19 protein-coding genes are annotated in these 13,110 nt (G+C 47.2%); 5 read left to right on the top strand and 14 right to left on the bottom strand.

Translation table 11 applies throughout. The annotated features are described in order from the left end of the window. Window positions 1-11: 11 nt before the first annotated feature. The 13 genes from E6W40_RS04360 to E6W40_RS04300 all read right to left on the bottom strand — a co-directional run bounded on the left by E6W40_RS04360 (window position 12) and on the right by E6W40_RS04300 (window position 8,510). Window positions 12-836 carry an aldo/keto reductase gene (locus tag E6W40_RS04360; RefSeq protein ID WP_136604362.1) on the bottom strand — a complete coding sequence of 275 codons (825 nt, stop codon included), beginning with the start codon at window positions 834-836 and terminating at the stop codon, window positions 12-14. Window positions 837-987: 151 nt separating this feature from the next. Continuing rightward, window positions 988-1,272, bottom strand: a complete 285-nt coding sequence (locus E6W40_RS04355; RefSeq protein WP_136604361.1) for a hypothetical protein — start codon at window positions 1,270-1,272, stop codon at window positions 988-990. 104 nt (window positions 1,273-1,376) lie between these two features. Next, window positions 1,377-1,601 (bottom strand): YuzB family protein, encoded by a 225-nt coding sequence (locus tag E6W40_RS04350; protein WP_136604360.1) that lies wholly within the window; start codon window positions 1,599-1,601, stop codon window positions 1,377-1,379. Window positions 1,602-1,637: 36 nt separating this feature from the next. Continuing rightward, a complete protein-coding gene (locus tag E6W40_RS04345; protein ID WP_136604359.1) occupies window positions 1,638-1,940 on the bottom strand; it encodes an iron-sulfur cluster assembly accessory protein in 303 nt (100 codons plus the stop codon). Window positions 1,941-2,058: 118 nt separating this feature from the next. After that, on the bottom strand, window positions 2,059-2,340 hold the full coding sequence (locus E6W40_RS04340; protein ID WP_136604358.1) for a hypothetical protein: 282 nt from the start codon (window positions 2,338-2,340) through the stop codon (window positions 2,059-2,061). 131 nt (window positions 2,341-2,471) lie between these two features. Next, complete coding sequence (locus E6W40_RS04335; protein WP_136604357.1) at window positions 2,472-3,671, bottom strand: M14 family metallopeptidase; 1,200 nt, start codon at window positions 3,669-3,671, stop codon at window positions 2,472-2,474. Window positions 3,672-3,801: 130 nt separating this feature from the next. After that, on the bottom strand, window positions 3,802-4,617 hold the full coding sequence (gene racE / locus E6W40_RS04330; RefSeq protein ID WP_136604356.1) for a glutamate racemase: 816 nt from the start codon (window positions 4,615-4,617) through the stop codon (window positions 3,802-3,804). Window positions 4,618-4,811: 194 nt separating this feature from the next. Continuing rightward, on the bottom strand, window positions 4,812-5,186 hold the full coding sequence (locus E6W40_RS04325) for a YtxH domain-containing protein (protein ID WP_136604355.1): 375 nt from the start codon (window positions 5,184-5,186) through the stop codon (window positions 4,812-4,814). A gap of 19 nt (window positions 5,187-5,205) precedes the next feature. Then, the gene (locus E6W40_RS04320; RefSeq protein ID WP_136604354.1) at window positions 5,206-5,655 is read right to left on the bottom strand and encodes a DUF948 domain-containing protein; all 450 of its coding nucleotides are present in this window, start codon (window positions 5,653-5,655) and stop codon (window positions 5,206-5,208) included. 191 nt (window positions 5,656-5,846) lie between these two features. Beyond that, window positions 5,847-6,272 carry a DUF86 domain-containing protein gene (locus E6W40_RS04315; protein ID WP_136604353.1) on the bottom strand — a complete coding sequence of 142 codons (426 nt, stop codon included), beginning with the start codon at window positions 6,270-6,272 and terminating at the stop codon, window positions 5,847-5,849. A gap of 154 nt (window positions 6,273-6,426) precedes the next feature. Beyond that, on the bottom strand, window positions 6,427-6,714 hold the full coding sequence (locus E6W40_RS04310) for a Dabb family protein (protein WP_136604352.1): 288 nt from the start codon (window positions 6,712-6,714) through the stop codon (window positions 6,427-6,429). 85 nt (window positions 6,715-6,799) lie between these two features. Continuing rightward, the gene (locus tag E6W40_RS04305; protein ID WP_136604351.1) at window positions 6,800-7,219 is read right to left on the bottom strand and encodes a phage holin family protein; all 420 of its coding nucleotides are present in this window, start codon (window positions 7,217-7,219) and stop codon (window positions 6,800-6,802) included. A gap of 151 nt (window positions 7,220-7,370) precedes the next feature. Then, window positions 7,371-8,510, bottom strand: a complete 1,140-nt coding sequence (locus E6W40_RS04300; protein WP_168928825.1) for a polysaccharide deacetylase family protein — start codon at window positions 8,508-8,510, stop codon at window positions 7,371-7,373. A gap of 444 nt (window positions 8,511-8,954) precedes the next feature. Between E6W40_RS04300 and E6W40_RS04295 the strand changes: the two genes are divergently transcribed. From E6W40_RS04295 to E6W40_RS04275, 5 genes are all read left to right on the top strand, one after another. Continuing rightward, window positions 8,955-9,542 carry a helix-turn-helix domain-containing protein gene (locus E6W40_RS04295; RefSeq protein WP_136604349.1) on the top strand — a complete coding sequence of 196 codons (588 nt, stop codon included), beginning with the start codon at window positions 8,955-8,957 and terminating at the stop codon, window positions 9,540-9,542. A 147-nt stretch (window positions 9,543-9,689) separates the two neighbouring features. Continuing rightward, complete coding sequence (locus E6W40_RS04290) at window positions 9,690-9,869, top strand: hypothetical protein (RefSeq protein ID WP_136604348.1); 180 nt, start codon at window positions 9,690-9,692, stop codon at window positions 9,867-9,869. 139 nt (window positions 9,870-10,008) lie between these two features. Beyond that, entirely contained in the window at window positions 10,009-10,434 is a 426-nt protein-coding gene (locus E6W40_RS04285; RefSeq protein ID WP_136604347.1) for a MerR family transcriptional regulator, read from the top strand. 140 nt (window positions 10,435-10,574) lie between these two features. Further along, the gene (locus E6W40_RS04280; protein ID WP_136604346.1) at window positions 10,575-11,792 is read left to right on the top strand and encodes an MFS transporter; all 1,218 of its coding nucleotides are present in this window, start codon (window positions 10,575-10,577) and stop codon (window positions 11,790-11,792) included. A 13-nt stretch (window positions 11,793-11,805) separates the two neighbouring features. Then, a complete protein-coding gene (locus E6W40_RS04275; protein WP_136604345.1) occupies window positions 11,806-12,228 on the top strand; it encodes a universal stress protein in 423 nt (140 codons plus the stop codon). Window positions 12,229-12,346: 118 nt separating this feature from the next. On the opposite strand, the gene pstB is transcribed toward E6W40_RS04275, so the two are convergent. Then, entirely contained in the window at window positions 12,347-13,105 is a 759-nt protein-coding gene (gene pstB / locus E6W40_RS04270; protein ID WP_136604344.1) for a phosphate ABC transporter ATP-binding protein PstB, read from the bottom strand. Window positions 13,106-13,110 lie beyond the last annotated feature (5 nt).

Below are 13,110 nucleotides of genomic sequence, written 5' to 3'. Positions count from 1 at the left end.
GTTTTTTGAATTTAAAATATCAGCTTATCAGGATCCGTACCGACCCGCTTGTTGCCATTAAGCGCATCGATTTGTTTGAGCTCATCCTGGGTTAATTCAAAATCAAAGATTCCTGCATTCTCACGAATTCGTGAAGGCGTTACGGATTTCGGAATAGTAACGATTTTGTTCTGAATGTCCCAACGCAAAATGACTTGTGTCGGCGTTTTTCCGTACTTCTGGGCAATGCCGAGGAGTGTGGTATTATCAGTTAATTTCCCTTTCATGAGAGGGCTCCAAGCCTCGATCTGGATGCCCTGCGCACCGCAATAATCCTGCAGCTCCTGTTGAATCATTCCGGGATGCAGTTCTACCTGGTCCACAGCCGGCACCACATTGCTGCCGCTCATGAGTTCCTTCAGATGATGCACATGAAAATTGCTGACGCCAATCGCGCGGATGCTGCCTTCATCATACAGCCGCTCCATCGCCTTCCATGTATCCTTAAATTTATCTTTTCCCGGCCAGTGAATCAAATAAAGATCAATGACATTGAGTCCAAGGCGTTTCTGGCTTTCTTCAAAAGCACGCAGCGTGGAATCAAAACCCTGATCATCGTTCCATACTTTGGTCGTGACGAAAATTTCATTTCGGGCGATGCCGCTTTCGGCAATTGCCTTGCCTACTTCCTGTTCATTACCATACACGGCAGCGGTATCGATACTGCGGTAGCCTGTCTCGAGCGCAACCTTGACGGCTTCATACACTTCATTGCCTTTCGCCTGGTATGTACCGAAACCAAGCCATGGCATGGTAACTCCGTTGTTCAGAATGGTGCAATCTGTAATATGTTTCATGTTCTTCACAACCTTCCATGTATAATGAGATGCATGATAAAGAAAGCATGTCCATTATAGCATAGTGAGGAATAATTCCCAAAAAAGCCCCTCTTGCAATCATGCAAAAAATCCTGCAAAGAGGGGCTCTTTGCAGGATTAGACAGGTCACTTATTTCGTTAGTTCTCCATCCGAGTCAGAGGTTAGGGAAGCCAAACGGCCCTTCTCCTCTGCCAGCATTTCTTCTGCCAATTCGACGGCTTGTACATTCAAGCTTTCACCAGCTTGTTGTACTGCTTGTTCCGTACGGGCGAGCCGGCTCTTGGCCTGCTGCAACATTTGCTCATTGGGATGAGACAAAGCCTGTGAAACCGCGTAATGCAGCTTTTCCACCGAATTTTGTGCTTGGGAAATCGGATTTTGCGATTGCAGACTGGAATCATATCTGGATACCATGGGCTGCTCTCTCCTTTACTCGAAAGTTCCTATCCACCTTGTAGGATGGAGCTTCCTGTAAGGATCTATGCATGGGTATTCCGTAAGCATTTTCCAAATGTCACCTAGGACTTGATAAAAGGCTCCATCTTCGTGAGCACTTCCGATTCCGTCGGCGCACTGACATAACGCCCGTTCACATAAATAAACGCTCTTTTGCCGCAGGGACCGCAGTATGATTTGCATCCGATCTTGATTTCAGTATCCGGGGCCATTTTCTGCAGCTTCGGAACAATGCTTTTCAGCTTTATATGGTTACACTTGTCACATATACGGATATCATTGGCCATAAGTCGCACCCTTTTCTTCAAATGTCCGAAAAACGGTTAGTGGTCCCCGTGATTCCCTTGGGAAGGGTTAGTGATGACGAAGCCCTCATTAGGAAAATACAAATAATCGACTTTCACTCCGTCCAGCAGCGGTTCGCCCCGGTCCAGAAGGACATCGATATCCTTGTCCGTGCTTACAATCTCATCATTTTCACCGGGCTTGTCCATGTCCAGTCCATAATGGGCATGATCTCCATGTGCATGGGTGACCAGCACACGCAGCTTCAAATCGCGGTTTTCTTCTTTGTCCAATTCTTTTTGGAGCACCTTGGCAGCATTTCGTGTAATTTTGCATTTCATATGCAACTACATCTCCTGTTTTAAGTGATTAGGATTTCTGCAAATCCTTCGTTTCAGTTCACTTTATATAAAAGCTCCTTTTATTGTAAAGAAACCCGCAGCGCTTCGCAAGACAGCTTTATTTGTTTCTCCCCTTTGGGGATGCGGGCAGGCTCGGTGCAGACAAAGAAGGATATTTCTTTTCCATACGGGAAACGAACCATCCCATAACGATCAGCGTGACTCCTATATCATCAATCGGAACAAAGGGCATGACATCCGGTAAAACCCAGTACAGCAGCACTGGAACCAGAAAAAGAAGCTTGTCCCCAATGGAAACTTGTGAGGATTTGAGATAAAGCCACAATTGGCCTGTCATCTGTGACCAGCGCCGGATCGAAAGCAATCTTCTCCATTTCATGCACATCCACTTCCTTCCTGTCATTCAAATATGAAATTTTCGTGAAAAGAGGAAACGATCGTGAAATGAATTCGACGGCCGTTCCTCTATTGTATTATACGTATATTTGCAGAAAATGTTTCAAAGTGTTTTCATAACGATAACAGTTCGGCCACCACAAGTCCTGTCTCAAGACTTACATTCTCAAAATCATCCAGAGGCAGCGGATTCTTGCCTAGACCAATCTCGACCGTAAAGCCCGGGCGCCGAAATTCCTGAATGAACCAATCCTTGTACCCCGCATCACTGCCCTCCAGCTTAACGGGACGGTATCCGCTTGCCTGGCCCAGCCTACGCGACCATTCCCGGCTTTCCTTCGGCTCGTAATTGCGGTAGTTCCAATATATCTCCTGCCCCTGGCTATGGAGAGAAATCGCTGCATCCGGTGATGTCTTCACGGTAAATGCTGCGAGCGCAGCCGCTTCAGGTTCACTGAGCGGCGAAGTTCCCGCATAATCTCTTGGCCCCGGGCTTTTTTTTCCTCGGCGCTGCACCTCTTCATCCCAATGTGCCGGGAACTGGTCCCCCAAGTCTACCCCGTTGATATTGGCCTTCCAGTGGCGGTAATCACTGCGTCCTCCATTCCATTCCGTCAGCTGGTCATAGTATGGGTTATTCGGCTGGACACCTTCCTGCACAAGCTCAACGCCATCCGGGTTTACCATCGGTACGATCCATAGTGTACACTGGGCAAACCAAAGTCTTGGATCATAACCGTTCCAGCGTTTGCCTTCCTTAAGAGCGCAGGCGTATTCTTCGACAAAACGCATAATACAAGGGGTGGTTATCCATTCATTGGCATGAATGGAAGCGTTCACATGAATGTTTCTGCCGCCCTCACCTATCCTCAGATATGGAATCGGCTTGCCCAGTACACTTTCTCCAATCATACCCGCCGTAATCTGCGGATGAGACTGCGTCAACAAGCTGATGTCATGACTTAAATGTTGGTATCCATATTCACCCTCGGGGTACACGATCCGGTTCCTCTCGGCATGGGGCAGCACCAGCACTCGCCCTTCAGGGAAATAACTCGCGGATAGACCCGGGTTCATTTCAAGCAATGAAGTTTCACTGACATGAAAAGCAGCTGCGACCCTATCCAGATTGTCACCAGCCTGTATAACATATCTTCTTCTCGGGGAGGACGGTAAGAAAATTATCTGTCCCGGTACCAGATACGGCTGCTCTCCTGCCCAAGGATTGGCATTGATAATATGGGCCCGGGACAATCCCCTGTTTGCGGCGATCCGCTCCAGGGTATCCCCTTTACATACGGTATATTGCTGCATGGCGTTCTTCCTTTCCCGCGGCTCAAACATCGACCGCTGCTAAACGTTGCTCTTTTGAAGATTCTATGATGCCGATGCCTTGGCCCATGCGAAAAAAAAGAACCCCGATTCATCCGGAGTCCCTCTTACATTATGTTTCAACAAATCTGGAAACCTGCCATACCACGGGAGTTCGTTGAATTTGCTCTCCCAGCCATGCCTTGGCTATTCTTTGGAACATATCCGCGTCTCCGCTGCAAAAAAATTGATGGACCGGACTTTCATTGCCGCTAGCCAGCTGTCCCTTGTCGTACAGGATTGTACTCACTTCCCGCGCGGTTTCATCTGCCGAGCTGATCAGCTTCACCTTTTCACCGATAACCTCTTGAATCGTGTCTTTTAAAAACGGATAGTGAGTGCATCCCAAGATCAGGCAGTCAATGGAGGAGTTTCTCATGCCGCGGAGAGAATCTTCAACCACAGCCGTCGTTTCCTCCGATCGAAACTGCCCCTGCTCCACCAGAGGAACCAATGCCGGACAAGCCTCACTCACCACATGCACATAAGGCGAGAGCTGCTGAAGAGCTGCCGTGTATGCCCCGCTGCCGATCGTGCCAATAGTACCGATGACACCGATATTTCCGGTCTTCGTCGCGCTGATTGCCGCCCTCGCTCCCGGATGAATCACACCTATAACCGGAATGGACACCTTCTCTGAAATATAATCCAGTGCTGCCGCCGTTGCTGTATTGCAGGCGATCACAATGGCTTTTGGATTGAATTGGGCCAGAAAATCCACGATCTGTTCCGTAAATCTTCTCACTTCTTCGGACGTACGGGGTCCGTAAGGTGTGCGGGCAGTGTCTCCAAAATAGATGATTTTCTCCCGTGGGAGCTGTCTCATTACTTCTTTGACAACGGTTAAGCCCCCTACACCCGAGTCTAATATTGCGATTGCTTGCTGCACGAACACACCGCTTCCTTCTTGTCGATTTATGCTCTCTCTTTTGCTAATATATGAAAAATCAAGATCAAACGTACCTCACATGTTAAACCAATTCCACACGGCTATCAATGACCGAAGCCTGAATTTATACGCGCAAAAGCAGGCCCTGTCTTCCTCCTAAGAGGAATAAGAGCCCGCCGGATTAAAGTTGCGTTTTACAAATCTCCTGCATCCTGCTTGGAGTCCTTTTCAAAGAACAAATCCTGTTCCCCGTCGTCCCCGAACGAAGAAATTTGAGCCATCTCGAAGGCTTCATCGCTATCCTCTTGGTCTGCTTCCGACTTGCGCCAGCCGCGGATATCCTGAATCACGCTGCCGGCCGTATCTTTGACCTTTTCAATCAAAATGGCACTCTGTTCTCCGACCTTACCTGCCAGCTCTGTCGTTTTACTGCCAACCGTCTTCGCGCCTTCAGCGATATCCTGACGAAGCTCCTTGCCGGATTTCGGCGCCAGCAGCAGAGCTGTTACCGAACCTACCACACTACCGATCAAAGCGCCCCACAACAAGCTTTTGTTCTTTTCCTTCATCGCTCATCTCTCCTTCGGCTCAGGCATGATCGTCCGCAGAGGGCCCAGACTGACGCTTGAAGGAATGCCATACCGATATTCCGGCATCCAGCCACCGGAAAGCCTCCGCAAAGCGGAGCTCATTCTCCCGGTGGGCTCTTTCCAAGCGTTCCATGGCGGAGTCGGTTACGACCTGTGTAATGGAATCGGCCCGCTGCAGCGTATTCGACAGACTTGCTCCTGCCAGTCTTAACGATTCGCAGAACGGCTCCACTTCCTCCACTCTGTCCTGAAGCAGCGACAATGTCGCCGAAGCCTGCACGAGCAGCTCTTTGGATTCGGAAGCCAGCTGCGATATCTCAAGTCCAGCTTTCCCAAGTACGTCTTCTGTCCGCAGCAGCACTCTTCTCAACGTATGTAGAAGAATCATTGCTACAGCGGCAAACATGATAAATCCGCAAGCGATTAATACAGCGCCCCATTCCGCCATGGTGTGTCACTCCCTTCACCCTTACGGGCTAATGCCTATTTGTAGGATATTATAAGCAGGGGGAGCTTGTCCTGACACAAAGGACAGCATTTTATTTTTTTAAGAATATGAGCACGCCAAAAAAACAACAAGCCCAATCCGACATTCAGAATGGGCTTACAGATTGAACAAACCTGAGATTCAATTAAAAATTACAATAGGAGCTCTTGCTGGATATATTCCCGAACCTGGACTGCAAACTTGTTCAGTATATCGGGAAGAACCGGTGTCAGCCGATGAAGTTCACTTCGGTTCCACGAATAATATTCCTGTGCCAAAGGCTTGCGAAGACTCACCAGCTCAAGAAGCACGCTGTAAATCTCCCCGTCAAACACCTTTTCTTCATGATTGATCTCCATGATATCCTCATAACTGCTGGCGTCACGCATAATAAAGCCGTCGATCAAATAGCTCCCTACATCTGTTACAACCTCAATCGCCAAATGAAGTGCCCGCTCCTGCGCCATACCGAGCACGACGCCTCCATCCCAAGACTCGGCTGCTTCCGTTAAGCCTTGGACGATTTGCGGAATCGCATCCAGCCGGTGTTGAATCTGTTCCTGATTTACATAATACAAGGCCTGTTCCTCCAAGCTGCAGATATTATTTGCCTCTTTTACCGCGGCGCTTCAACCAGAAAAACATCACAAAAATAGCCACGATAAACACGACAAGCAAAGTCAATGTTTCCATTGGGTATTCCAAATCGCTCATAATCAGTCTTCCTATCTGCTAGATTTCGTAATCAACGCTAACGGATAACTCTTTCACTTCGTTCAAATGAAGAACGACTTCCTGATGAACAGGATGCACCTGATAAGCCTGCAAATCTTCCAGAGAGGATACCTCGGTCACAAGTGCAATATCAAATGAACGCTCCGAATGAATGACATCCACGCCAACCTCGATGGCAAGCAGCTGCGGAATCCGACCTTCCATAGCGCGCAGTACCGCTGCAGTCTTGTCAACGCTTTCCGGACTTCTGTCTTTTAATTTAATGAAGACAATATGTTTAATCATGGCATACATTCTCCTTGTCCAACTCGTAAGGTTACAAAAAAAATATACCATATCCATCCGCGCAGGAAAAGAGAAGTATATTAATCTAGCTCTCCGGCTTATCGTCCGATTTATCTTTATTTTGCAAGACAGCGATCATCCGGCGCAATTTCGCGGGCATGGGCAGACCCAGCCGTCCGTAGTTTTCAGTGATTGAAATCAGCTCGTTGGACATGTAAAAGTATATGGCACTCGATTTAATCACATCTGTACCGCCGCTAAACAGCAGATCCATTTGGTGGGCCAGCACAATAACCACAAGCATGAGCGCCTTGCGTGTCAGACCCCAAAATCCAATTTCACTTTTCAGTCCGGTTCCTTCCTTGATCGAGGCGAGTACACCTGTTGAATAATCGATAACGATAGTGAATAGAAAAACCCACAACAGTTGATCCCATTTTCCAAACGCTATTGTGATAAAACCTCCGGTGAGGGCACTTATACTGCTTGCTACAGGTGAATTCATTATCTACTCCCCCTTCATACCTTCTGATTTCATAGTATGAAAGGATAAACAAGACGGCGAAGCCGGACGTCACCCGTTTGAAGCCCATTTCATAGAGTTGAAGCAGCTATGTAAAAAAGCCCCGGAATCCGGAGCCTTGAAAACATCTCTTTTAACGCTCGTCTTCCCAAAAATTCTTCGGTGTCATTTCATTCGTAATCGGCTTGAACGTATAGCCTTCCGCCTGAATTGCTTTGATCAGCTTGGGAAGAATGGTAACCGTTGCTTTTTGGTCATGGAAAAGGACAATCGGTGTGACTCCTTTTTTCTCCATATTTTTAATATCTCTCATTACATTATTATAAATCGTTTGCGGGCTGTTCTGATATCTCCAGTCATTAGAGTCAATGTTCCAGTCCCACAGATGGTATCCGTAAGCAGCGGTCTGATCACGGTAAGCTTTTGTAAAATAAGGCTTGCTGCCGTAAGGCACGCGTATCAGCTTCGTATATACCTTGGCTGCATCATGCAGCTTGTTGTTATCCATATTCATCTCATTCAGCGCCGAATATGGCGATGCATAGAACTTGTTCTTCTGATGTGTCATACCATGCAGACCTGCACCATGCCCATCTTGAACGATACGTGCTACCGAAGCAGGATGACTTGCGATCTGATTGCCAAGCATGAAGAACGTTGCCTTCACCTTATACTGATCCAGAACATTCAGAAGCTGCGGTGTATATGGGGACGGGCCATCGTCAAAAGTAATATATATCGTTTTGGAGCCGGCATTCGGCTTGGATGGCGTCGGCGTTTGAGCCTTATGCTCCTGGATGTAGCTGCTGTATTTATCAGCAAACTGTGCATCTGACAACGACGCTCCGCCGTTCAAGGCACGATATACATTTTGTTTGGGAAGATAGGATAGCTGGAATCCGAATTTCTCACTAATAACACGGAACGAGATGAACGTTCTGCCGTTTTTCACAAATGTATTCTTGCCATCAGCCGCCAGTGTTACAGACTGCCCTCCGCTATGCGTCAGTGTGACATTTCCTTTCGCATACTGCACGGTCACATTCATGGCTGCCGCTGTTTGAACGGTAGGAACATATAAAGTGCCTTTATGTATGACCGGTGACATCGGATAAGTGACAAGGTTGTCATTTACGGCAGCAAATACGGAATATTTAGCCGAATCCGCCGAGCTTCCTTCTGCAGTTGCGTTGTTTTTCCCTGTGGAAAGCACGCAGCCGAAGATAAGTACAAACGATAAAATCCATTTGGAGCATTGCAATATCTTTCTCAATCTCATCTACCAACCTTTTTCTGCGTATTTTGCATAGATTTGCCGGAAGAGAAAACCTTCTCCTCTTTTCCCTATCAAATCTATTCAATAGAATCTAGTAATCTAGTATAAAATGAAATAAAGCTTGTTCTATGATCATCATAATCCGTTTTGTTTTCTACGAGATGGTCTACTCTATGCTTTATATCAATTTATAATAGTTCCATTGCATTGTACCTTGAATCCGGGAGCCGTTTCAATTTCAATTCAGTAACCATTTTTGTAACCTATTCGGTAATTTAAGGATATAAAGGAGAATGATAGGGGGTGGCCTATGCCAAACAGCCTGGTTTCTGCGTTGTAACCTGCATTTTGCTAGGAGTAAAGGTGGATAAATGGGCGATAGTTACTATTGAAATAAGAGCTATAAAAATGTAGAATTTTAAGAAAAACTTCGGAGGAAATATGCCTAGACAACAAGAACAGCATTCAATTCAGGCGTGGTCTCTGATCAACCGCAAATATTTGGGTAAAGGTATACGTGTCAAACGCTTTCGCAAGCCTTCCCGCTGCCAGATCCGCAACCGGGTACTATTAGCAGTATTGATGGCAAACGATATCAAGCTTTCTCAACTGGCAGAGGAGCTCGGCGTTTCATCACGGAGTGTCAGCGCTTGGGTCTATGAGGGACGGGTTCCCGGCAAAAAGAATCTCGATAAGGTTTGCCAGTTCCTCGGCTATCCGCATCATATTCTCTTTAACCGCACCGTTACAGCAAACAGTCCGATCATTTGCCAGCCGTCTTCATCCCGGTTTATGCGCAGAACTTTGACACGTTCGCCTGTGGATAACAAGATCCTGACCGGTCTTTGCATGGTGCATGATCTGTCAGTAAGCGATGTGAGTGAATGGATGCATATCCATCCCGGAACTTTCCGAAAGTGGCTGCACCAGGGAACCCTGCCTTCACCAAGCTTTCAGGACCGGGCAGAGCTTTTTTTCCGTATCCCAAAATTCATCCTGTTCGCGGATTGCATTCTTCATGATTCATGATTCATCAGCATCCTGCTCCATTAGCCATAACATGGCAAACAGCTCTATGATCCGGTACTGATCCGGCTTATAGAGCTGTTTTATTTTGGGCATAGTAAGCATCAGCCTGTATCAATAACCAATCACAATGGAGGCAGATGTGCCGGTATGAGAATGGGAAAAGACATTGGACTTGCGCTTGGAATGCTGGCAGGAACAACGATGGCAAGCGGGATCGCATTTCTATTGGGCTTAGAGCCCTTTTCACTGATTTGTTCAGTGAGTATTGGCGGAGCAGCCGGGGCAACAGCGGGAATAGCTGCTGCTGTACTTATGAAAAGTGAATAATTTATCCGAAGTTAACGTTGACGTTAACGTTAATCAGGAATAGAATAGTGTATGTCATAAGAAATGACGTCCGATCGACGTTCTTTTGCAGAAATATTTCATTTTATAATTTGAAAAATATAAGCAAGGGAGGAAGGACATGGATGAATACAAAATCGATGACGTAGCCCGGGAATGCGGCTTGACCAAGAGAACGATACGGTATTATGAAGAACTCGGCGTCTTTCCTGCCCCTGATCGGAGCGAAGGCGGCATCCGGATTTATACCCGGGAGCATATCGATTATCTAAAAAAAATCGTCACCGCCAAGGAAATCCTCGGCTTCAGCTTGCAGGAGCTTGTACAGTATCTGTCCGTTTCTGATGCGTACAAGATGAATCACCAAGCTTATCACGACGTGAAAAGCCGTGAAGAGCAGAAAAGCAAGCTCACGCACATGGAGCAGATGTTGGATGAGCAAATTGAAATGATTTATAGCAAGATCGAAAGAATGAAAAACATGCATAGCGAGCTTGAAAATACCAGAGTCCGACTGAAAGATTTCATTCAAAAGTTTGTAGAATAAGCTGCCTCAACCGATTGAAATACGAACTCACAACCGTAACGATGTCTTCCACCGCCACGAATGAATTAGGACGGGCGTATTTTTGATGGGCAATCTTGAAAAAATAAAAATAACTTACACAAATGGAGGTAATTAATTATATGAAATCCCCAGACTCCCAACCCCTAGAACTTGAACAAAGGAATTCAGGGCTATTGTCTCAGCCTAAAGCCGTATGGGCTATTGCCTTTGCCTGCGTTATTTCCTTTATGGGTCTTGGCCTCGTTGACCCGATCCTTCCGGCCATCGCTGAACAGCTGAACGCCACTAAAAGCCAGGTATCGCTGTTGTTCACCAGCTATAATCTGGTTACGGGTATCGCGATGCTCATTACCGGTGTCATTTCCAGCCGGATTGGCATTAAGAAAACACTGCTTGCCGGTATCCTTCTGATTATTATCTTCGCTGCACTTGGAGGCATGTCCGGCTCTATTGGCCAAATTGTGGGCTTCCGCGGTGGCTGGGGCTTGGGTAATGCTCTCTTTATCGCAACTGCCTTGTCCGCAATTGTAGGCTTATCCACTTCCGGCACAGCCAAGGCTATTATTTTGTATGAAGCCGCACTGGGCCTTGGCATTTCCGTTGGACCTTTACTTGGCGGTGAGCTTGGTTCCATCAGCTGGCGTGGCCCTTTCTTCGGTGTCGCCGTATTGATGGCGATTGGCTTCATCTTTGTCTTCTTCATGCTTCCTTCTGTTCCTAAGCCTAAAAAAGCCAGTACGCTTGCTGATCCGTTCAAGGCTTTATCGTATCCGGCACTGCTGACGCTTGGCATTACTGCATTTCTTTATAACTTCGGCTTCTTTACATTGATGGCTTATTCACCGTATGTAATGGATCTGGATGAACATGGACTGGGTTATGTCTTCTTCGGCTGGGGCATTCTGCTTGCCTTCACATCCGTTTTCGTTGCACCAAGACTTCAGAAGCGCTTCAGTGTAGTTAAATCGATTTGTACCGTACTCACCTTGTTTACCATTGTACTGATCATCATGGGGATCGGAACCTACAACCATTCACCAAAAACCGTTATTATTAGCGTCATCGTGGCAGGTATCTTTCTTGGTACCAATAACACGCTGATCACCATAGCAGTGATGCAGGCGGCTCCCGTTGAACGCTCTGTGGCTTCGGCAGCATACAGCTTCGTCCGTTTCCTTGGCGGCGCGGTCTCTCCTTGGCTCGCAGGTAAGCTGTCAGAATGGTACCATGCAGAAACACCGTTTTATTTTGGCGCATTGATGGTATTTTTAGGTGTAGTTACATTGCTTGTCCGCCGCCGCCATCTTACTCATATTGACACAGCGGAAGGCCACTAAGGAGGTAAACAAAATGTATAATCGAATTCTTGTTCCTGTCGATGGTTCCACGCACGCCCAGCGTGCTCTAGATGCAGCCGTAGCCCTGATTCAAAGCTTGAAAAATGAACCGGAGCTTGCGGTACTACATGTAAATCCCTCCATTTCGATTAACGAGCCCCCAGTTGGCATAGATCTGGAGGAACGCATTCGGGAAGAGGGTGAGAAAATCCTGGTTCCAGCTACGGAAGCTCTCTCCAAGCTTGGCATCTCCTTTCAGACCTTCAGCAAGACGGGAGATCCCTCCTCTGCCATCTGCAAGACTGCAGAGGAACAGCATGTGGATCTCATTATAATGGGCAGCCGCGGCATCGGACTCATGTCCGAGCTATTGATCGGCAGTGTCAGTCACAGTGTCGTGCAGCATGCCCATTGTCCGGTTTTGATTGTCAGATAACTGCTCATAAGACGTTACAAAAAAGGGTATCACTAAAGGTTGAATGAACCTTTGAGGATACCCTTTTTCTTTCATGCAGCATGACCTGATCATCCGGCAGCTGTTTATCCATATGGATTTAGCCAAACCGTCCAGAAATATACTCCTGGGTCATCGCATTCTCGGGATTGGTGAAGATGATCTCCGTTTCATTATGCTCCATCAGAGTGCCGAGGTAGAAATAAGCGGTGTAATCCGAGATACGTGCCGCCTGCTGCATATTATGCGTTACGATAACAATGCTCAGTTCCTTCTTCAGCTCGACAATCAGTTCCTCGACCTTGGAGCTCGATACCGGATCCAGCGCCGAAGCAGGCTCATCCAGAAGCAGAATGCGCGGCTTTACCGACAGTGCACGCGCGATGCAAAGGCGCTGCTGCTGACCGCCGGAAAGAGACAGCGCGGACTGCTTCAGACGGTCCTTGACCTCATCCCACAGAGCCGCTTTGCGCAGGCTGGACTCGACGATTTCATCAAGCTGCTTTTTTTGCTTGACCCCGTGATACTTAGGTCCAAAGGCGATATTTTCGTAAATGGATTTATAGAACGGATTCGGCTTCTGCCATACCATTCCGATTTTTTGGCGGAGCTGGATGACATCAGTGGATGGATCATTGATATCTTCCCCTTCTATCCAGATACGCCCCTTAATTTTGGCTTGCGAGATCTCATCATTCATCCGGTTGAGCGAGCGCAGAAATGTTGATTTACCGCATCCGGATGGACCGATCAGGGCCGTTACGCTCTGCTCCGGAAAGTTCAGGCTGATATTTTTAACCGCTTCATATTGTCCGTAAAATACACTGAGATGCTCTGTACGAAACGATGTTGTTTGCATGTTGA

Source organism: Paenibacillus dokdonensis (genome assembly GCF_004916975.1).
Classification (GTDB): domain Bacteria; phylum Bacillota; class Bacilli; order Paenibacillales; family Paenibacillaceae; genus Paenibacillus_AQ; species Paenibacillus_AQ dokdonensis.
Note: the sequence above shows the minus strand (reverse complement) of the source record. Positions and strands in the feature narration are given on the sequence as shown.